This is a genomic window from Methylobacterium sp. CM6244, from assembly GCF_054817885.1.
In genome coordinates this window covers 4,565,478-4,583,913 of sequence record NZ_CM139247.1, presented here as the reverse complement: position 1 = coordinate 4,583,913, position 18,436 = coordinate 4,565,478, and the positions used below count along the sequence as shown (strand labels likewise).

Genomic DNA, 18,436 nt, shown 5'->3' with positions numbered 1-18,436 from the left:
CGATCACCGATCGGCCTGACGAAGCAGCGTTTCCGCCAGCGCCAGATCCTCCGGCGTGTTGATGTTCAGGAATGGGTCGACCGGGTCTGCCGGCCAGTCCACGGCCATGGCATTGTGGCGGCGGAGGAACGCGCCGACGCGCCGCTCGCCGCGTTCCACCAGGCCCGTCCGAAGATCCTCGCGCAGGGACACGGCCCAGAGCGCCACGGTGAAATGCTCCCGCCCGGCCGATGAGGCCATGGCGATGGGGGAGCCGGACAGCCCGGTCCGGAGGCGGTCCACCAGGTCGAGGGGCAGGAACGGCGCATCGCCCGTGACGCTGGCCACATGGGTAGCGGAGGGGTGGCGCGCGGCCGCGTGGTCGAGCGCGGCGAGGATTCCCGCGAGCGGCCCTGGATGGTCGGGCACCCCGTCCGGCACGACCGGGCCGGGGAATTCCGCGAACCGGGCCGGGTCGCCATTGGCGTTGAGGACGATGCCGAGACCGCATTGAGGCGCGAACCGCTCCACCACCCGGTCGACGAGGGTGCGGCCCGCCAGAATTCTCAGCGGCTTGTCGCCGCCGCCCATCCGGCGGGACAGGCCGCCGGCCAGGATCACGCCGAGCACGGGCTCCACGCCGGGCTACTCGATGACGATGCGCGGCGCGGCGCGGGGGGCCGGCCCGCCGGTGAGGTTGGCCCAGAGCTGCGCGGCGATACCGCGATAGACCTTCGCGTGCGGCCCGTCCGGGTCCACCGCCACCACGGGACGGCCGGAATCGGAGGTCTCGCGGATGGTCATGTCGAGGGGGACCTCGCCGAGGAACGGCACGTCGAGCCGCGCCGCCTCGTCGCGGGCGCCGCCATGGCCGAAGATGTGCGAGGCATGGCCGCAATTCGGGCAGATGAAGGTCGCCATGTTCTCGATGACGCCGAGGATCGGCACCGAGACCTTGCGGAACATCGTCACCCCGCGCCGCGCATCGATCAGCGCGAGATCCTGCGGCGTCGAGACGATGACGGCCCCGGAAAGCGGCGTCGCCTGGGCCATGGTGAGCTGGGCGTCGCCGGTACCGGGCGGCATGTCGACCACGAGGATGTCGAGCTCGCCCCAGGCGACCTCGCGCAGCATCTGGGTGATGGCGGATTGTACCATCGGGCCGCGCCAGATCATCGCCGTCTCGGGCTCGATCAGGAAGCCGATGGACATCACCTTGATGCCGTAGCCGTCCATCGGCGCGAGCAGGCGCTCCTCGATCACCTTCGGCTTGCCGGACAGGCCGAACAGCTTGGGCACCGAGGGGCCGTAGATGTCGGCATCGAGCAGCCCGACCTTCAGCCCCTGCGCCGAGAGGGCGAGGGCGAGGTTGCAGGCGGTGGTGGACTTGCCGACGCCGCCCTTGCCGGAGGCGACCGCCACGATGTGGCGCACGCCGGGCAAAGCAGGGCCGGTGCGGGGAGGCGCGGGTCGTCCCGGCTGGGGCGGTTGCGGTGCCGTGGCCTGGGTCGGAGGGGCGGGCTGGTTCGGGCCGCGCTCCGAGGTCAGGCTGGCGAAGACGCCGGAGACGCCCGCCATGGCCAGGACGGTGCCCTCGGCCTTGCGCCGGACCGGCTCGAAACGTTCCGCCTCGCTCGGGTCGATCAGGATCGAGAACATGACCCGGTTGGTGGGGTCGACCACGACCTGGGACAGGCGGCCCGATGCGGGCAGCGTGGTCCCGCCGGCATCGACGGTGACGGCGGATAGCGCCTTGAGCACGTCGTCGCGAGTGATGGCCAAGATGTTTCTCCAGGCAAGACTAATGGGCGGGCGGCCCGAACGTTACCTTGCATGTAACCGACGGCAATCAGAACGCCAGACCCGTTGCGGTCTCACCCCGCCGATATGCACGGAGCGGGCGGCTTCAGCGGCGGCGCTCGGGCGGGATGGCGATGAGGTTGCACCGCTCCATCGGGCCCCTGACCACCGACCCGTCGCCGCGCCGATACATCCCATTGCGGAGATGGCGGCATCCGGGCGGGCCGGGGAGACGCTTCACCCGCTGGATATGGACGCTGCCGTAGCGCCGGTTCGAGAAATCGTGGCCGCCGATCCGCACGCCGGGACCGAAGCGGACTTGCGCCGCGACGGGCGCGGTGAGGAGGGGAAGGGCGCAGGCCGCACCCAGGAGCAGGTTGAGGATTCCCCGGATCGGGACGGGCAAAGACATTCTTCCTCTTCTTCCAACGGTGCTGAACCAAGCGGGCCCTGGCCCGTTGTGAGTGCAGCCTTCAGGGCCGGCCCGCGACCGGGACAGCCGTGCCCTGAGACGGACGACAGATCTTCAGGAGACCCGTTTCATGCATCAAGGCAACCACCGCGACCACGAGGGCGCGAAGAAGCTGTTCGAACTCGTCAAGGACATCAAGGTCGCGATGATGACCACGGCGGATCAGGACGGGAAGCTCTACAGCCGCCCGATGTGGAGCCAGGATACCGACGAGAACGGCGACATCTGGTTCTTCACCAAGCTGCACTCGCCCAAGACCGCTGAGATCAGCAAGGACAACCAGGTCAACCTCGCCTATTCCGACCCGTCGAGCCAGACCTACGTCTCCATCGCCGGCAAGGCCGAGATCGTCACCGATCAGGCCCTCGTCGACGAGAAGTGGAGCGAGAGCATGAAGACCTGGTTCCCCAACGGCAAGGACGACCCGGAAGTCGCACTCATCCGCATCCACCCGGAGAAGGGCGAGTATTGGGACAGCCCCAACGCCACGGCCCTGCACATCTACGGCTACGTGAAGGCCGCCCTCACCGGCGAATCGCCCAAGACCGAGACCAAGAAGGTCGATCTCGCCTGATTTTTTGATGGTACGGACAGTGGGGCGGTCATCCGAAGCGGGTGGCCGCCCTTCTGCGTCTTCCACCGTACGCCTCCCTCTGCCGCGAGACCGCGCGCGGGACCCTCCTCCCCAGCGGATCTTGGGCCTGCCCAAGATCCGTCTAGCTTGTGTAAAGGAGTAGGAGGCGGGGGTGATTGGGCGACCCTCAGCCGGTGGAGGCTGGCGGAGCCACCCCCACTCCTGACCTTTCCCACATGGGGGAGAGAGACCCGCGATTCACCTCACCCGTCTGCGAATAAACGCGAGAGGCCGAACCGTTCAGTCGACGTCAGCCCCCGCCAATCACCGGGTGAACGATTGACTCGCGCCCGAGGCCCGTGCGCTCTTCGCCGGCGAGCGGGCGCCCGGGTCCCGCGCCGGATCCCTCCCGACCATGCTCGATCTCGCGACGCGGGTTTACAACCACAATTTCAAGATCGACCCGATCATCCGGTCGCTGCTCGATACCGATTTCTACAAGCTCCTGATGGCGCAGACGATCTTTCGCCGCCATCGCGACGCCGACGTGACCTTCGGCATCCAGAACCGCAGCCGCTCCGTCCGCATCGCCGATTTCGTCGATGTGGGGGAATTGCGCGAGCAGCTCGATCACGCCCGCACCGTTCGCCTGAGCCGGGGGGAATCGACCTGGCTGCGCGGCAACACCTTCTACGGCAACCGCCAGATGTTCTCGGCCGATTACATGGATTGGCTCGAAGGCTTCCGCCTGCCGGACTACGAACTCGAGGCGCGCGACGGACAATACGTTCTCACCTTCCACGGTCCCTGGATCGAGACCACGATGTGGGAGGTGCCGGCGCTGGCCATCCTCAACGAGCTGCGCTCGCGTGGGGTTCTGCGCGGGCTCGGCAAGTTCGAACTGCAGATCCTCTACGCGCGGGCGATGACGAGGGTCTGGGAGAAGATCGAGCGGCTGAAGCGCCTGCCGGGCCTCTCCATCGCCGATTTCGGCACCCGCCGCCGCCACGGATTCCTGTGGCAGGATTGGTGCGTCGAGGCGATGCGCGAGGGCCTGGGCGAGGCCTTCCTCGGCACGTCGAACTGTCTCATCGCCATGCGCCGCGAGGTCGAGGCGGTGGGCACCAACGCCCATGAACTGCCGATGGTCTACTCGGCCCTCGCCGAGGACGACGAGGCCCTGGCCCAGGCGCCCTACGACGTGCTGCGCGACTGGCAGCAGGATTACGCCGGCAACCTCCTGGTGATGTTGCCGGACACCTACGGCACCACCGGTTTCCTCGCCCATGCGCCCGAATGGATGACGGCCTGGACCGGGATCCGCATCGATTCGAAGGACCCGATCGAGGGCGGCGAGGAGGCCATCGCCTGGTGGGCATCGCGCGGCTGCGATCCGGCCTCCAAGCTCGCGATCTTCTCGGATGGGCTGGATATCGAGACGATCGAGGCGATCCACGCGCATTTCCACGGGCGGATGCGCATCGGCTACGGCTGGGGCACCCTGCTCACCAACGATTTCCGCGGGCTGGTGCCCGATCACGGGCTGGATCCGATCTCCATCGTCTGCAAGGTCATCGCCGCCAACGGCCGGCCGACCGTGAAGATCTCCGACAACCCGTCCAAGGCCATCGGCCCCGCCGACGAGGTCGCCCGCTACAAGCGCGTCTTCGGCATCGGCGAGATGGCGGAGATGCCGGTCATCGTGTGAAGTTTGCCGAGAGCGGCCCTCATCCAGGCATGCGGGAGACGGGCGGCGTGCCGTCCGTCTCCCCTGTCAGGCGCGGAGGAAGTCCGCGATCAGTGCCGGCGCGGCGGCGTCGAAGCCGACCACGTCGAGCATGCCGGCATCCTCCGGGTCGGCGATGCTGAAGCCGTTGGAGACGAGCCCCACGACCACGAGCTTGGCGTCGATCCCAGTCTTCCGCCGGTACGCGCGCAGGGCCTCCACCGGGTGGACCGGCCCCGCCCACGTCTCCGAGTCGGTGTAGACCACGAAGGCGTCGGCCTGGACGTTCCGCTCAAGGGCCCAGCGCATGGGCAGCGAGCAATCCGTCCCACCGAAGGGCAGGTCGGCCGTGGCCGCCACCGCCGCGTCGAGCCGCATCGACGGCCCGATCGGCAGCGCGGTCAGCGCCGTGCCCTCGTTCCGGCGCCGGCCGGCACCGGCCGTGAAGCCGACGACCTGCCAGCGCTCCTCGGTCGCCGCGGTGACGAGCGCCATCGCGGCGGCCGCCTCACGCGGGGTGAGCGAAGACCCGGCCACGCCTCCCGTCGCCATGGACCCCGACACATCGAGGGCCAGGACAAGACGCTTGCCGGTGGGCGTCACCGACGCGAACGCCGTGTAGAACGCGGCGTTCAGCGCCTCGACGATGGCGGCCACCGGCTCCCAGGAGAGCCGGCCGCGCTCACCGCGCCCCGACGCGTAGGTCTTGAGCGCCATGAGCAGCGCCATCGGATGGAGGCGCGCATCGAGGATGCGCGCCCGGTCCGACAGCATTGCCCGGACATGCTCGGTCCCCTCCGAGAAGGGGGCGAGCACGCCCAAGGCCGTGAGCCGCCCGAGCTGACGCACGAGGGCTCCCACCGGCATGCGCTCGATCAGCGCCTCGTTCACCACCCGGCTCGTCATCAGCTCGGTCGGCAGCGCCTCCCACGGCAGGCCGTGCGTGCGGATCATCGCCGCGGCCGAAGCCCCGTTGACGCCCGGCGCCTGCACCGAGGCGAAGGCGTGGACGAGCGCCGGCGCCGACTCGGCCAGGGTGCCGCGGCAGATCCAGTCGAACAGGGCGGCGCGATCCGGCTCGCCCGTCTCCGGATGAGCCAGCCGCAGCAGATCGCGGTGCGACCAGCCGTTGCGCGAACGATACTTCACCGCCTGGTAGGCAAGGGCCTCCACGGGGCGGGCGACGTACCAATCGGCCACCGCGCGGCGCAGGCCACGGCCCCAGCCGCGCATCGCCTCGACGGCGGACGCGAACTGGAACAGGTGCGTCCCCGTGCGGCAGACCCGAGGAAGGGCGGCCAGGGCGGCCCGGCGGGTGGCGAGGGCATGCTCGCCCTCCGCCGAGGCGGCGAGCGCCAGGGCGAAGATCGCCGGATCCTGCTTCGGAGCCCGTCCGGCCTCGCTCACCGCCACGATGGCGGCGACCACGCGCGGGCCGTCTTCCGCGAGGCACCGCAGCACGGCCCGGGCATTGTCGCGCGTCAGGGCGACGGGGCCGGCATAGTACGAGCCGCCCTCGGAGCCGAGCACCAGGAAACGGTCGAGCCGCGTCCAGTCGCTCACCGGGAAGGCGTGTCCGCCGGCCGAGTTCGGCACGGTACGGGGAATGGGCTCCGACTGCGGATTGCGCCGGAGCGAGAACAGCTTGGCATAGGACATCATCGCTCGCTCCTTCCTCCACGGGGCCTCGTGCCCGGTGGTTCGTTGGAGCCGCGCGGGCATGGGTCGGTGGCAGGAGGGTTCTTTGCTCTACCGTCTGAGCTACGGGCATCGCTGCCCGGCGGGAGTCGAACCCGCGACACAAGACGTCGATAATCCTGCCGCGTCGGCCCGCGCGGCCGATGGGGTGATCCGCTCGCCGATCCGGGTCGGCCATGCGGGCATGTGTTCGAGGGACGGCGTCATGAGCTTCGGGACCGCGACGGCCCCGGCGGAATTCGAATCCGCAACCTCCGCGAGGCGAGCCCCGCGGCACTCTACCGATAACCGTCCCCTGTCGGCCCGCACGGACCGCTCGGGTTCCGGCGCGGGCGCTCGGACGCGAGCCAGGAGGCCCGCACCGCGCGAAGGCGACGGAAACGTCGACGATGAGGGATTGTCGGTGAACCCGGCCTATGGCCGCGCGGACATGGTCGAGGCGAACGGATCGGCCGCGAGGCCGTCGGGGGGGCGAACCCCAGGGCTCGAAAGCCCTTCATCCCAAAGATAACCGTTCGTCAGCGGCCCGCGCGGAGCGCCGGATCAAAGACGGGTCGGTCGCCGGCTTTCGCCCCCGTGACAGGCGAACGCGGCGACGCTTAGGTCGACTTTCTTCATGCGTTGCTCCGTCCGTGGCAGGGACCGAATGGCGAGGGACGCGGACATGTCGAATGGGGCTCGGGCGGTTTCACATAAGAGGTGATAACCGAGCCCCCGCCGGCCCGCGCCGGTGAGGCAATCTGGTCTGCCGGTCATGAACGATCGAGGACGACTGGGCCTCGAGGCCCCCACGGCTCGCGACCGCGGACGTCGGAAATGGTGCGATAACCCTCGATCACCGGCCCGGCAGGCCGATGGCGGGGTGATTAGAGTCGCGCTCCGGTCCAGTCAAGGCGAAACTTGAAAAATCTTACAGTTCGGTCCATCTCCTTCGCATGATCACATCCGCTCAGATCCGCGCCGGACGCGGGTTGCTGAAATGGACGCAAGGGACGCTCGCGGCGCGGGCCTCCCTCTCCATCGTCACTCTCAACATGATCGAGAGCGACCAGGTCGCCCCGCGCAACCGGACGCTCGACGCCATCCGCAACGCCCTCGAAGGGGAGGGCGTCCGTTTCATCGGCGACGAGGACGAAGGGTTCGGGGTGATGTTGCGGGCGCGGCCGGCACGGGCCGCATGAGCCGCCAGATCGATCTCAACGCCGATCTCGGCGAGGGCTACGGACCCTACACGCTCGGTGACGATGCGGCGCTCCTCGAGCTCGTCACGTCGGCCAACGTCGCCTGCGGCTTCCATGGCGGCGATCCCGCGATCATGGTCGCCACCGCCTCGGCGGCCAAGGCTCGCGGCGTGTCTATCGGCGCCCATCCGGGATTTCAGGATCTTCGCGGTTTCGGCCGTCGCGTCATTGCCGAGAGCGCGGGGGAGATCGAGGCCGGGGTGGCCTACCAGATCGGCGCGCTCCAGGCCTGTGCGGCCCTCGGCCATCATCGCGTCACCCATGTGAAGGCGCACGGAGCCCTCGCCAACCTGTCGAACGCCGATGCGGATGTGGCGAAGGCTCTCGCGCGGGCGGTCCTCGCCGTCGACCGGACTCTGCCCCTGGTGGTGATGCCGGGCCTCGCGGCCGAGCGCGCGGCTCTCGATGCCGGTCTCGCCGTGGTGCGGGAAATCTATGCCGATCGGGCCTATGAAGAGGACGGGCAACTCTGCGCACGCTCGCGGCCCGGAGCCGTCATCCACGATGCGGCCGAGGCGGCGGCGCGGGTCCGCCGCATGGTGGTGGAGGGGGCGGTGATCACCCTGTCCGGCCGGCGGATCGCGGTGTCCATCGACACGATCTGCGTCCACGGCGATACGCCACGAGCGGTCGAGACGGCGCGCGCGGTCCGGCTGGCCCTCGGAGAAGCGGGCTTCGCACTGGCCGCGTTCAACGCCGCCTGATTCCAGAATGAATGCAAAGCTTGCAGGAAGCAGGGATCGTTTCCCGCCGATACTCCGTTCCTCATGGCGATTACGCTGGCGAGATTGCCGCGACATCGTGTGCGTAGCGTTGAGACGGAACCGACATGGCGACACCCACCCCGGCTGAAGCCGCATCGCCGCAGGCGCCGAAGGCGGGGTCCGCGGGTGCCAAGAGTTCCACGAGTGGCAAAACCGGCATTTCTCGTGGGACACCTCTGCGGGATCCGATGCTGCCGCCCCGGGCAACGCGCATCGCGGCGGCCGAATCGCTCCCGCCCTCGCTGGTTTCGCCCCTCATCGTCACCGCGCTGATCGTCTCCGGCCTCTATATCGGCCGCGACGTCCTCATTCCCATCGCCATCGCGGTCCTGCTCTCCTTCGTGCTGGGCCCCATCGTCTACCTGTTGCGGCGCCTGCGCTTCGGGCGGTTCCTGTCGGTGGCGACCTCCGTCGTCATGGCTCTCGGGGTCGCGGCGGCTTTGGCCACCCTCATCGGAGTCCAGCTGGCGGATCTGGCCAAGGATGTGCCCCGCTACCGCGCGACCATCGAGCAGAAGGTCGAAGGCCTGCGCGATAGCCCGGCCGGGCGGATGGCCGATTACGTCGCCAATATCGGCCGGACCATGCACCAGGGCGGGGAGGAGAGCACGAAGCCCGAGACTCCGAAGCCCGAGGCCGGGAAGCCCAACGCTCCGCCGCCCGAGAAACCGGTCCTCGTCGAGATGAAGGAGCGGGCGCCGGACCCGCTGGCGCTGGCCAACACCATTCTGTCGCCGATCCTGCATCCGCTGGCCACCATCGGCATCGTCTTCATCGTGCTGCTGTTCCTGCTGATGCAGCGCGAAGACCTGCGCGACCGCATGATCCGCCTCGTCGGGTCGAGCGATCTCCACCGGACCACCGTGGCGATGGACGATGCCGCGCGGCGCCTCAGTCGCTACTTCCTGGTGCAGCTCGCGCTCAACGCCGCCTTCGGCGTGGTGATCGGGATCTGTCTCTACATCATTGGCGTGCCCAACCCGGCCCTCTGGGGCATCTTCTCGGCGCTGATGCGGTTCGTCCCCTATATCGGCGCGGCCCTGGCGGCCCTGTTCCCCCTGGCGCTGGCGGCGGCGGTCGATCCCGGCTGGTCGATGGTCATCGCCACCCTGGCGGTGTTCCTCATCCTCGAACCGCTGACGGGGCATGTCATCGAGCCGATGCTCTATGGCCAGTCCACCGGCATGTCGCCCTTCGCCGTGCTGGTCTCGGCGCTGTTCTGGACATGGCTGTGGGGGCCGGTCGGCCTGCTGCTGTCGACGCCGCTCACCGTCTGCCTCGTCGTTCTCGGCCGCCACGTGGACAAGCTCGAATTCCTCGACGTGCTGTTCGGCGACCGGCCTGCCCTGACCCCGGTGGAGAATTTCTACCAACGCATCCTCGCCGACGACCCGGAAGAGGCCGAGGAGCATGCCGAGCTGATCCTCAAGGAGTGCTCACTCTCTTCCTATTACGACGACGTGGTGCTGAAAGGCCTCGAGCTCGCTGCCCGCGACGCGGCCCGCGGCGTGCTCACCCCGGAGCAGAAGAACGATATCCGGGACACGGTCGCGGTCCTCATCGCCGGGCTCGACCGCCGGGAGACCGAGGTGCCCGACGACGACTTCGCCATTCCCGACGACATCCCCGAGGCCTGGAAGCAGGACGGTGCGGTCCTATGCGTGACGGGGCGCAGCTTCGTCGACGAATCGGCCTGCTCGATCCTGGCCCAACTCCTGAGCAAGCGCGGCATCGGCACGCGAATCGTGCCCTTCTCCGATGTGGCGCGAGCCCAGATCGACAGTTTCGACCCCGGCCCGGCCCGGATGATCTGCATCGTGTCGCTCGCCATAAGCGGGGAGCCGACGCATCTGCGCCGCCTCGTCGGGCGGCTGAAGCGGCGCATGCCGGACCTGCCCATCGTCGTCGGCCTCTGGCAGGCGGATCACGAGATCCTCAACGACGAAGGTCAGCGCGCGGCGATCGGCGGCGACGTGCACGTCTCGTCCCTCGATTCCACATTGCAGGCCGTCCTCGCCCAGGCCGGCACGATTATGGGGGCCGAGAAAGCGGAGTCGTCGGCGCCCGAGCTACCGCCATCGCCGACCGTCACGGCCGCCGTGGCGACCTGACGGGAAGAGGCGTTCCGTTCCGGTCGAAAGGCCGGGCGATGGCGGTCGAACCACCGGGGTCATGGCGGTCGTTCGGGGCCTATCGGGCTTGACGCGGCCGGCCCATCGTCGCTTCCGTGGCGGACACGGTTCGGACAGGAGGCCCGTCGATGAGCGTCGTCGATCTCGCACGGTTCATGGAAGATCTCGCCACCGAGTCGGGTCAGGCCATCCTGCCCTTCTTCCGCGCTTCGTTCGGCATGGACGACAAGGGCAGGGGCACCGGCGCCTTCGATCCGGTCACCGAAGCCGACCGGGCGGCGGAGACCATCCTGCGCGGCCGGATCAGGAGCACCTTCCCCACCCACGGCATCGTCGGCGAGGAGTTCGGCTCCGACCATGCGGATGCCGAATGCGTCTGGGTCCTCGACCCGATCGACGGCACCCGCGCCTTCATCACGGGGCTCCCCACCTGGGGAACGCTGATCGGCCTGCTCCATGACGGCGTGCCGGTGCGCGGGCTGATGAACCAGCCCTATCTCGGCGAGCGCTTCGTGGGCGATGGAGCCAGTGCCACGTTTCATGGCATTCGCGGCCCGCGCAAGCTCATGACCCGCCGCTGCGAGCGCCTCGCCGATGCGCTGCTCGCCACCACGGACCCGCGCCTGTTCGCGCCGGGCGACGAGCAGGATCGCTTCCAAAGCATCGAGGGCGCGGTGCGGATGTCGCGCTACGGCACCGATTGCTACGCCTATTGCATGCTCGCGGCGGGGCAGATCGACCTCGTGGTGGAGGCCGGCCTGAAGCCGCACGACATCGTCGCGCTGATCCCGATCATCGAGGGCGCCGGCGGCGTCATCACCGCCTGGGATGGCAGTTCGGCCGCGAAGGGCGGCCGCATCGTCGCCGCCGGCGATGTCCGGCTGCACGCCGCGGCCCTGCGACACCTCAACCCGTGAGGTCCTGAACCGCGCGGGTTCTAGGGCAGCATCGCGGCAGCGGCTGACCGCCCCGTATCGGCGTGCTCCACTCGCGACGGCGTGACCACCGTCCCCGGTACGAAGGCATCGAAGGCCGCCCAGAAATCATCTCGGATCGCGTCACGCTCCGAGAGGATCTCATGCCGGGCATCGGGCAGGACGAGGAGAAACCCGGAGGAAAGGCGGCCGACGAACCGCTCAGTGATGGCGGTATCGCAAACAGGGTCGGCGCCAGCGCCGATCACGAGGATCGGGATGCGGATCGAGGCGGCCTTTCGCGGATCGGCGAGCTTCTCCATCGCCCTGAACGCACCGACGATCCAGGCCACGCTCGGGTCGCCCACGGCGCCAGTGCCCACCGCCCGGGCCGCCTGGGCATTGCGTTCATAGCGGGCGGGATCACCCGAGAGTCGGTTTCCCGCAAACGGTTTCGTCGCCATCGAGGTCGGTTTGCCGAACGGGATATAACTGCGCCCGAGCCCCAGCGCATGCAACAGACGGGCGAGAAAGAAGGACGCCGCCGGGAAACGGATCATCCGGATCGACAACATCGGTGCCACGGTGACTAGTCGGGCGAAGGGGAGCCATCCGTCCATCGCACCGTTCAAAGCCACGGCGCCCCCCATTGAATGGGCGAGGCCCATATGCGGATGCGGCATCAACGGCCGTAGGATCGCTTCCTCTATCGCTTTGAGATCGTGGCGATAATCGTCGAACCGTGCGACGTGGCCACGATGCGCATCGGTGACTTGCCGCTGCGATTCGCCCTGACCACGCCAATCGAACGCTACGACCGCGAAGCCGCGCCGGCGCAGATCCGTGATGGTTTCGTAGTACTTTTCGATGAACTCAGCCCGGCCCTGAAGCAGGCACACCGTTCCTTTGACAAGGCGCGTTGTGGGGCGCCAGTGAGCCGCCCTCAGCCGTACTCCGTCATCCGTCTGAACAGAGACCAGCGTTCCCCCCGGGGGAACTGGATTTCCGGGGGTGGAAGCAAGGCTCAGCATGGGCGATGTCCGAACAAGAGGAGCAGCATCAAAATTTCCATGTAACGGGGTATCCAAACTCTTGAAGCCTATCGCCACGCCTCCGATATTGGAGGAGCGCCGGCCGATACGGCGGCGCAATAGTCCGGCCCCTAGGGCGGACGATAACGTTACATGTTGCTTCCTACGGAGAATATGTCATGCGCCAGTTCGATCTTGCTCCCCTCTATCGTTCTACTGTCGGCTTCGACCGTTTGTTCTCGGCCCTCGATCAGTTCGTGAGCGCCGACGCGGTCCCGACCTACCCACCCTACAACATCGAGCGCACAGGCGAGAACGCTTACCGCATCACGGTCGCGGTAGCAGGCTTCACCGAAGCAGACCTTACCATCGAGGTGAAGGAAAACGCTCTCTCGCTCAAAGGTGAGCGTAAGCCGGATGCCAGCCGAAAGGTCGAGGTTCTGCATCAGGGCATCGCCGCCCGTGGCTTCGAGCGTCGGTTCCAGCTTGCCGATTACGTGCAGGTGACGGGCGCGGCCCTGGAGAACGGGTTGCTCCATATCGATCTCGTCCGCGAGATTCCGGAGGCCAAGAAGCCTCGCCAGATCCAGATCGCCACGTCGGCTGCCACCAAGGCACCCGTGATCGAGGGTCAGGTGCAAGAAGCGGCCTAATCGATCGTCTTTTGATGGAGAGCGCCCCGATCCCCTGGTCGGGGCGCTCTTGCGTGTCAGAACCCGTCGAACCGGTCTCCTCGGCCGGGCTCCCTGCATCGATAGCCAATGAAGCAATCCGGCGTGTCGCGCGTGGGAGCATAGGCGGGGATCGTGATCTCGGTCACTTCACAAGCACCCCGGTCACGCACAAAACGGTCATAGGTCGCTCCACCCGTACCCAGAACGATGCCGCGGTTGCGCGACACGACGGATCGGGCCTCTGGGCACGTCATATCGAGTGTGGATGCCCGTTGCGCGATAGCCGGCGAAGCGACGCCGATCGCGGCACACATGCCACAAATGAAATTGAAGACCCTCGCCACAATCCAATGCCCCAGCGTTCGACGACGCAAAAGCGCCGTCCGACCAGGGTAACTCGAAGCCGATCAGCCAAGTTTCACAGGGGCTTCACAGGTCTCCGAAGGCGAGTTGTCCCTGTGGGCTCTGCCTAGGACGAGCAGCTATCGGCCGGTCCTTACGGACCGTAGGCTTCGGCGCGGTTCGCTGCGTTTTCGGCTCGCCGCGCATCCTAGCCTTTGCCTTGTCGCGGGCTACGGCTTCGGGAGCCTGCGGATCCTCGTTCAGCCACTTGCCGCGCTTGATGACCTCGTTGACCCGTCCCTGGTTCACGCCGACCTTGAAGGCGATCTCCTGCTGGGTCATTCCCGTGGAAGCGTGAAGGTCGAGGATGGCCCGGGCCAGTTCCGGTGTCATCTTCTGCCCCGTGAGGCGTCTCGCCGGCTTGATCGTCCGGGTCGCTCGATCGCGCTCGCGCAGGCGCTGCAGCAGGGCCAGCGCCATGTTCATACCCTGCTCTCGCAGGGCCTCCTCGAATTCCTTCAACGTCGCCATCGTCGGCTTCCTCGTTGCCGTCGCGGCCGGACCTTTGGACCTGCCCGCCACCGAGAGAACGATCGGGCATGCGCCAAGGTTGCGACGGACGCCATCGGTCGATCGAGCATGGTTGAGCCGGTACAGGGCCGATGACAACCGGGTGAAGACTTCATCCACTACTAATCCGCCGCACGTCACTCTCGGTAGCGTCGCTGTTCCAGCGCGCGTCATCGCCCGTGAAGGGACCGGCTCGTACTCATTCCGTAGTGACTGGCCCTTACCGTCTTACCTTTGACGGCCAACCCTTGGCGGAAAGCCCGGGCTTCGGCTAAACCGCGCGGCACACGCGGCTTTCGAGGACGCTTCCCCAATGATCAGCCCGATCCTTTCCGTCGCCCGCGACGGGTCAGCGCCCGGCGCTCCCTCCCTCGTCGAAGCCTTGGAGAACGGGTCGGTCCTGGTCTTCCATGACGAGGACTTCCCGTTCAGCGATTTCGAAAAGCGCTTCGTCGAACGACCCTTCGCTGACGGCAAGGCCAAGAACGTGAACATCCGCGGCAAGGAGGCCGCCCTGAGAGGTGCCGCCGGGACGCCGGAGGAACAGGAAGCGCTGCGTCAGCTTCTCATCCGCTACAAGGCCTTCGCCCAAGGGCTCATCGACCGCCATCTGCCGGCCTATACCGGCAAAGTCACGCTGGCTGGCACCTCTTACCGTCCGTTCGAGGTGGATCAACGCAAGCTCAGTTGGCGCCGCGACGACACCCGTCTGCATGTGGATGCCTTTCCGTCGAATCCGATCGGCGAGAAGCGCATCCTGCGCATTTTCCGCAACATCAACCCCAACGGCCAACCGCGCCTGTGGCGGGTAGGCGAGGATTTCGGCTCGATGGCTGAAAAATTCTTGCCGCGCTTGCCGGGCTACTCGCCGCTATCCGCGCGGCTGTTGGCCACGCTGCGTATCACCAAGGCGCGCCGCTCCGAATACGACCACCTGATGCTTCATCTCCATGACGCGCTCAAGCAGGACATGGAGTACCAGCAGAAAGGTCCCCAGGCCGATGTGCAATTTGCACCGGGCCAGACCTGGGTGACGTTCTCGGACCTCGTCATGCACGGCGCCATGGGCGGCCGCTACATGCTGGAACAGACGGCCTACCTGCCCGTCACGAGCCAAGCGGATCCGGAACGCAGCCCACAGCGGATCCTTGCCAAGAAGCTCGGCCGCAAACTGCGTTGAAATTTCACCGATACAGAAACCGGGTTTAGGGCCACGCCATGATCCTCGAAATCGCACAGATCGAAATCAAATCCGGCATGGAAGCTGATTTCGAGGCGAACATCGCCAAGGCAGCCGAAATCTTCAAGGTCGCCAAGGGATGCAGGAGCTTCGCTGTTCGTCGTTCCGTTGAGAAGCCGCAACGCTATCGACTGCTGATCGAGTGGGAGACCCTCGCGGACCATACAGAACTCTTCACGGGCTCGCAGGCCTGGAAGGATTACCGCGCCATGGTATCCCCTTTCTTCGAGGGACCGCCGAGCGTCGAGCATACGGAACTGACCCTGCAGGCGTTCTGACGTCCAGGCCCGTCATGACCGGCGGCATCATGCCCCGAGGGGAACGGGCAGGAGGAGCAAGCTGCTGTCCGCCAGCAGCCCCGCATCGTCCTAAGGAAAATGCGTATCGCGGAAACGTTCGAGCTTGCTCGAAGCCATCTCTCATTTCGTTGGAGGTCGAAATACGATCGACTTCCTATCATCAGGATCCGATGATCGGGGTGGGTTAATAGATTTCTTTCACTCCCTGGCGCGCGGCTCGCGCAAAGCCTCCGCCACCGTGACAGCGGATCGCCGACTGCTTACTGAAGGATACCGTCCTCGACAGAGGCGGTCTTACCCGAAGCGTCCTTGCACAGGCGTCCATCGCCCATGATTCAGCGCCCCCTCCGCATCGGCACCCGCGGCAGCCCCATGGCTCTCGCGCAGACGGGAATGGTCCGCGACAAGATCGTGGCCGCAAATCCGGGGCTGGAAACGGAGCTGGTGGTGGTGAACACGGTCGCCGACCGCATCCTCGACCGCCCCTTGTCCGAAATCGGCGGCAAGGGACTCTTCACGAAGGAGCTTGAACAGGCCCTCTTCGCCGACGTGGTCGACGTGGCCGTGCATTCCATGAAGGATGTCGAAACCTGGCTACCCGAGGGGCTGGTCATCGCTTGCATCCTGGAACGGGACGATCCACGCGATGCATTCCTCTCCGCGCAAGCCGAGGGCTTTGCCGGCCTCGCACCAGGCGCACGCGTGGGCACTTCTTCCCTGCGCCGGGCCGCCCAGGTTCTCATGCGCAGGCCGGACCTGCGCATCGTCCCCATGCGCGGCAACGCCAACACAAGAATGCGCAAGCTCCAGGAAGGCACATGCGAGGCGACGCTTCTGGCCCTCTGCGGTCTCGAACGCCTCGGCATGGCCGACATGGCACGAAGCGTCCTGTCCGTGGAGGAGATGCTCCCCGCCGTGGCCCAGGGCGCCCTCGGCATCGAATGCCGGGAGGTGGATTCCGATGTTCGAGCTCTGCTTGCCCCCCTCCGGTCCCCGACGGCCACGGCTGAACTCAATGCTGAGCGTGGCCTCCTTGCGGAGCTTGACGGGTCGTGCCGCACGCCCATCGCGGCCCTAGCACGGATCGACGGCGCGGTGCTAACCCTGAACGGCCTGTTGTTCCTGCCCGACGGCAGTGCTCATTGGGCGGTCCACCGCTCTGGCGCGGTATCCGATGCGGCCGGAATCGGACAGGACGCCGGCGCCGAGCTGAAACGTGCCGCTGGCGACACCTACGCCAAGCATCTGCAATAGCTTGGCGCACGCATCGATAGCTGGAGCTTGGTATCCGGTCGGGCGCGGCATCTCTGCGCCTTGCGGGCGAAAGAGGATCGGTTAATCGCTCGTCCGGTACTGTCTGCGTACAGTCTCATACACTTCGCGGCCTGAGAATACCGATGCATGAGGTCCGCACCGCCCTATCGCCCTGCTCAACCGTGCTGATCCGTCTCGACGGGGATCCCGCTGGTCTCGGAGAGTTCACGATCGAGCAAAATGGCGATGCAGCGCTGATCGCCAGCCTGCAGGCGCGTGTCGAGGAACAAGCCCGTTTCATCGACGCACAGGCAGTGTCCCTTGCCCATAGCCGGAAAATCTTCGAACGCGCCTCCGCCGTAGCCAAAATCGGAGTCTGGGAATGCCGCCTCGAAGACGATGCACTGACCTGGACCGATGCCGTCTACAGGATGTTCGATCTGCCGGTGGGCTCGCCGGTGGATCGCGGGACGACCCTGGCATGCTACAGCCCGGCGTCGCGCATCCGCCTCGACGCGCTCCGCAGCCAGGCCATCGCCGAACGCGGCGGCTTTACCCTCGACGCCGAAATTATGACCGTCGCAGGCAACCGCCGCTGGATCCGCCTGACCGCAACGGTGGAATGCGACAGCGGAATCCCGGTCCGTATCTTCGGCATGAAGCAGGACATCACCGAGGAGAAGATCCTCGCAGACCGGACCCGTTATCTAGCAGAGTTCGACACGCTGACGGGCCTGCCGAACCGCACCGTTTTCTACACTCGGCTCACAGATATGGGCAGAATGGGAGCTTTGTTGCTCCTCGACCTCGACGGCTTCAAACAAGTCAACGACACACATGGCCATATGGCCGGTGATGCTTGTCTTACGGAGGTCGGGCGACGTCTTATGGAGACGTGCCGTCACACCGAGTTCGTGGCGCGTATCGGGGGGGACGAGTTTGGCATCGTGGTGGACGCCACCATCGATCCTCCCGAACTCGCCGTCTTGGCGGAGCGTATCATCGCTGCCATGGCGCCGCCCATCGCTTGGGGGCAGGGGACCTTCACGATCGGAGTGTCGATTGGCATCGCCATGATGGCACGCCACAACTCGGAAGACATCTTCGCCGAGGCCGACATGGCGCTGTATGCGGCCAAGGCGGAAGGACGGGGGACGTTCCGGCTAGCCCCTCCGGCAGAACATTTGCGACCGCCTCACGCTGATACGTGGTGAGAAACGGATCTTGGCGGCAAGCCTCGCTCAGCTGCCATCATTCGGGCAAGCGCAACGATTTCGCGGATCTGGAACGGCTTGCGGACCGAAAGGCTTCCCCGAAGGGGCCTGCGGTCAAAATAAGCATTCGTCGATGCATAGATCACCGGGCGGTCGGGGCGAACCTCGCGGAAGGCAAGAGCCACCGTCCATCCGTCTATCATCCCCGCGAGATTGATATCGGTCAGCAACCAGTCGATATCGACGCCATGAATCCTGAGAAGCGTCAAGGCGTCTTCTCCGCTTGACGCGGCGACGACTGCGAGACCAGCGCGCTCGCACTGGATCGTCAACATATCCAGCAGAAGGAAATTATCCTCGACGATCAGAACTTTCGGTGTGCCACTCATTCCGGCCATCGACCCTATCCTACACCAACAAATGGCTGCATTAATGGTTAAGCTTCCATCAACGGTCGCGTCGACTCGGGTGTCGCTCGCAACGTGGACGGGGGGTCGTTTGGAGACCGTGTG

The 18,436-nt window shown here is 66.5% G+C and carries 19 protein-coding genes; 11 read left to right on the top strand and 8 right to left on the bottom strand.

Annotation, left to right across the window (positions count from 1 at the left end):
• Nucleotides 1-3: 3 nt before the first annotated feature.
• The 3 genes from mobA to ACYQML_RS21460 all read right to left on the bottom strand — a co-directional run bounded on the left by mobA (nucleotide 4) and on the right by ACYQML_RS21460 (nucleotide 2,191).
• The gene (gene mobA, locus ACYQML_RS21470) at nucleotides 4-618 is read right to left on the bottom strand and encodes a molybdenum cofactor guanylyltransferase MobA (protein ID WP_461233981.1); all 615 of its coding nucleotides are present in this window, start codon (nucleotides 616-618) and stop codon (nucleotides 4-6) included.
• Between the two features lie 6 nt (nucleotides 619-624).
• Complete coding sequence (locus ACYQML_RS21465; protein ID WP_461227818.1) at nucleotides 625-1,761, bottom strand: Mrp/NBP35 family ATP-binding protein; 1,137 nt, start codon at nucleotides 1,759-1,761, stop codon at nucleotides 625-627.
• A 124-nt stretch (nucleotides 1,762-1,885) separates the two neighbouring features.
• On the bottom strand, nucleotides 1,886-2,191 hold the full coding sequence (locus ACYQML_RS21460) for a hypothetical protein (protein ID WP_461233980.1): 306 nt from the start codon (nucleotides 2,189-2,191) through the stop codon (nucleotides 1,886-1,888).
• A gap of 130 nt (nucleotides 2,192-2,321) precedes the next feature.
• On the opposite strand from ACYQML_RS21460, the gene ACYQML_RS21455 reads away from it, so the two are divergent.
• Together ACYQML_RS21455 and pncB are read left to right on the top strand one after the other, a co-directional pair.
• Nucleotides 2,322-2,825 carry a pyridoxamine 5'-phosphate oxidase family protein gene (locus ACYQML_RS21455; RefSeq protein ID WP_056433585.1) on the top strand — a complete coding sequence of 168 codons (504 nt, stop codon included), beginning with the start codon at nucleotides 2,322-2,324 and terminating at the stop codon, nucleotides 2,823-2,825.
• Between the two features lie 415 nt (nucleotides 2,826-3,240).
• Nucleotides 3,241-4,533: a nicotinate phosphoribosyltransferase gene (gene pncB, locus ACYQML_RS21450; protein ID WP_419952071.1), complete on the top strand. Its 1,293-nt coding sequence runs from the start codon at nucleotides 3,241-3,243 to the stop codon at nucleotides 4,531-4,533.
• Nucleotides 4,534-4,599: 66 nt separating this feature from the next.
• Here the strand turns inward: pncB and ACYQML_RS21445 are convergent, their stop codons facing one another.
• On the bottom strand, nucleotides 4,600-6,213 hold the full coding sequence (locus ACYQML_RS21445) for a TROVE domain-containing protein (RefSeq protein ID WP_419952070.1): 1,614 nt from the start codon (nucleotides 6,211-6,213) through the stop codon (nucleotides 4,600-4,602).
• A 971-nt stretch (nucleotides 6,214-7,184) separates the two neighbouring features.
• On the opposite strand from ACYQML_RS21445, the gene ACYQML_RS21440 reads away from it, so the two are divergent.
• The 4 genes from ACYQML_RS21440 to hisN all read left to right on the top strand — a co-directional run bounded on the left by ACYQML_RS21440 (nucleotide 7,185) and on the right by hisN (nucleotide 11,303).
• Nucleotides 7,185-7,430, top strand: coding sequence for a helix-turn-helix domain-containing protein (locus tag ACYQML_RS21440; RefSeq protein ID WP_207411386.1), 246 nt, complete (start codon nucleotides 7,185-7,187; stop codon nucleotides 7,428-7,430).
• Nucleotides 7,427-8,194, top strand: a complete 768-nt coding sequence (locus tag ACYQML_RS21435; RefSeq protein ID WP_461233978.1) for a LamB/YcsF family protein — start codon at nucleotides 7,427-7,429, stop codon at nucleotides 8,192-8,194. Before ACYQML_RS21440 ends, ACYQML_RS21435 begins: the two co-directional genes overlap by 4 nt.
• A gap of 248 nt (nucleotides 8,195-8,442) precedes the next feature.
• Entirely contained in the window at nucleotides 8,443-10,365 is a 1,923-nt protein-coding gene (locus tag ACYQML_RS21430) for an AI-2E family transporter (RefSeq protein WP_461235762.1), read from the top strand.
• Between the two features lie 149 nt (nucleotides 10,366-10,514).
• The gene (gene hisN, locus ACYQML_RS21425) at nucleotides 10,515-11,303 is read left to right on the top strand and encodes a histidinol-phosphatase (protein WP_056433570.1); all 789 of its coding nucleotides are present in this window, start codon (nucleotides 10,515-10,517) and stop codon (nucleotides 11,301-11,303) included.
• Nucleotides 11,304-11,323: 20 nt separating this feature from the next.
• Here hisN and ACYQML_RS21420 read toward each other — a convergent pair whose 3' ends face one another.
• Nucleotides 11,324-12,331, bottom strand: a complete 1,008-nt coding sequence (locus ACYQML_RS21420; RefSeq protein ID WP_461235761.1) for an alpha/beta fold hydrolase — start codon at nucleotides 12,329-12,331, stop codon at nucleotides 11,324-11,326.
• Between the two features lie 179 nt (nucleotides 12,332-12,510).
• Here ACYQML_RS21420 and ACYQML_RS21415 point away from each other — a divergent pair, with 179 nt between their 5' ends.
• A complete protein-coding gene (locus ACYQML_RS21415; protein ID WP_461222941.1) occupies nucleotides 12,511-12,984 on the top strand; it encodes an Hsp20 family protein in 474 nt (157 codons plus the stop codon).
• A 56-nt stretch (nucleotides 12,985-13,040) separates the two neighbouring features.
• Here the strand turns inward: ACYQML_RS21415 and ACYQML_RS21410 are convergent, their stop codons facing one another.
• Nucleotides 13,041-13,319, bottom strand: a complete 279-nt coding sequence (locus tag ACYQML_RS21410) for a hypothetical protein (RefSeq protein WP_056433780.1) — start codon at nucleotides 13,317-13,319, stop codon at nucleotides 13,041-13,043.
• 115 nt (nucleotides 13,320-13,434) lie between these two features.
• Complete coding sequence (locus ACYQML_RS21405; RefSeq protein ID WP_056433561.1) at nucleotides 13,435-13,878, bottom strand: hypothetical protein; 444 nt, start codon at nucleotides 13,876-13,878, stop codon at nucleotides 13,435-13,437.
• A 352-nt stretch (nucleotides 13,879-14,230) separates the two neighbouring features.
• On the opposite strand from ACYQML_RS21405, the gene ACYQML_RS21400 reads away from it, so the two are divergent.
• The 4 genes from ACYQML_RS21400 to ACYQML_RS21385 all read left to right on the top strand — a co-directional run bounded on the left by ACYQML_RS21400 (nucleotide 14,231) and on the right by ACYQML_RS21385 (nucleotide 17,924).
• Nucleotides 14,231-15,097 (top strand): Kdo hydroxylase family protein, encoded by an 867-nt coding sequence (locus ACYQML_RS21400; RefSeq protein ID WP_419952067.1) that lies wholly within the window; start codon nucleotides 14,231-14,233, stop codon nucleotides 15,095-15,097.
• 38 nt (nucleotides 15,098-15,135) lie between these two features.
• Nucleotides 15,136-15,435, top strand: coding sequence for an antibiotic biosynthesis monooxygenase family protein (locus tag ACYQML_RS21395; protein ID WP_461233977.1), 300 nt, complete (start codon nucleotides 15,136-15,138; stop codon nucleotides 15,433-15,435).
• A gap of 351 nt (nucleotides 15,436-15,786) precedes the next feature.
• A complete protein-coding gene (gene hemC, locus ACYQML_RS21390) occupies nucleotides 15,787-16,710 on the top strand; it encodes a hydroxymethylbilane synthase (RefSeq protein WP_461233976.1) in 924 nt (307 codons plus the stop codon).
• Between the two features lie 143 nt (nucleotides 16,711-16,853).
• Nucleotides 16,854-17,924: a diguanylate cyclase domain-containing protein gene (locus ACYQML_RS21385; RefSeq protein ID WP_461233975.1), complete on the top strand. Its 1,071-nt coding sequence runs from the start codon at nucleotides 16,854-16,856 to the stop codon at nucleotides 17,922-17,924.
• Here ACYQML_RS21385 and ACYQML_RS21380 read toward each other — a convergent pair.
• Entirely contained in the window at nucleotides 17,906-18,313 is a 408-nt protein-coding gene (locus ACYQML_RS21380; RefSeq protein ID WP_207411485.1) for a response regulator, read from the bottom strand. The genes ACYQML_RS21385 and ACYQML_RS21380 overlap by 19 nt on opposite strands.
• Nucleotides 18,314-18,436 lie beyond the last annotated feature (123 nt).

What these genes read in the sequence shown, in the direction of transcription:
- ACYQML_RS21460 (WP_461233980.1), bottom strand. Translation starts at nt 2,191, where the DNA reads ATGTCTTTGCCCGTCCCGATCCGGGGAATCCTCAACCTGCTCCTGGGT.
- ACYQML_RS21455 (WP_056433585.1), top strand. Translation starts at nt 2,322, where the DNA reads ATGCATCAAGGCAACCACCGCGACCACGAGGGCGCGAAGAAGCTGTTC.
- pncB (WP_419952071.1), top strand. Translation starts at nt 3,241, where the DNA reads ATGCTCGATCTCGCGACGCGGGTTTACAACCACAATTTCAAGATCGAC.
- ACYQML_RS21445 (WP_419952070.1), bottom strand. Translation starts at nt 6,213, where the DNA reads ATGATGTCCTATGCCAAGCTGTTCTCGCTCCGGCGCAATCCGCAGTCG.
- ACYQML_RS21440 (WP_207411386.1), top strand. Translation starts at nt 7,185, where the DNA reads ATGATCACATCCGCTCAGATCCGCGCCGGACGCGGGTTGCTGAAATGG.
- ACYQML_RS21435 (WP_461233978.1), top strand. Translation starts at nt 7,427, where the DNA reads ATGAGCCGCCAGATCGATCTCAACGCCGATCTCGGCGAGGGCTACGGA.
- ACYQML_RS21430 (WP_461235762.1), top strand. Translation starts at nt 8,443, where the DNA reads ATGCTGCCGCCCCGGGCAACGCGCATCGCGGCGGCCGAATCGCTCCCG.
- hisN (WP_056433570.1), top strand. Translation starts at nt 10,515, where the DNA reads ATGAGCGTCGTCGATCTCGCACGGTTCATGGAAGATCTCGCCACCGAG.
- ACYQML_RS21420 (WP_461235761.1), bottom strand. Translation starts at nt 12,331, where the DNA reads ATGCTGAGCCTTGCTTCCACCCCCGGAAATCCAGTTCCCCCGGGGGGA.
- ACYQML_RS21415 (WP_461222941.1), top strand. Translation starts at nt 12,511, where the DNA reads ATGCGCCAGTTCGATCTTGCTCCCCTCTATCGTTCTACTGTCGGCTTC.
- ACYQML_RS21410 (WP_056433780.1), bottom strand. Translation starts at nt 13,319, where the DNA reads ATGTGTGCCGCGATCGGCGTCGCTTCGCCGGCTATCGCGCAACGGGCA.
- ACYQML_RS21405 (WP_056433561.1), bottom strand. Translation starts at nt 13,878, where the DNA reads ATGGCGACGTTGAAGGAATTCGAGGAGGCCCTGCGAGAGCAGGGTATG.
- ACYQML_RS21400 (WP_419952067.1), top strand. Translation starts at nt 14,231, where the DNA reads ATGATCAGCCCGATCCTTTCCGTCGCCCGCGACGGGTCAGCGCCCGGC.
- ACYQML_RS21395 (WP_461233977.1), top strand. Translation starts at nt 15,136, where the DNA reads ATGATCCTCGAAATCGCACAGATCGAAATCAAATCCGGCATGGAAGCT.
- hemC (WP_461233976.1), top strand. Translation starts at nt 15,787, where the DNA reads ATGATTCAGCGCCCCCTCCGCATCGGCACCCGCGGCAGCCCCATGGCT.
- ACYQML_RS21385 (WP_461233975.1), top strand. Translation starts at nt 16,854, where the DNA reads ATGCATGAGGTCCGCACCGCCCTATCGCCCTGCTCAACCGTGCTGATC.
- ACYQML_RS21380 (WP_207411485.1), bottom strand. Translation starts at nt 18,313, where the DNA reads ATGAGTGGCACACCGAAAGTTCTGATCGTCGAGGATAATTTCCTTCTG.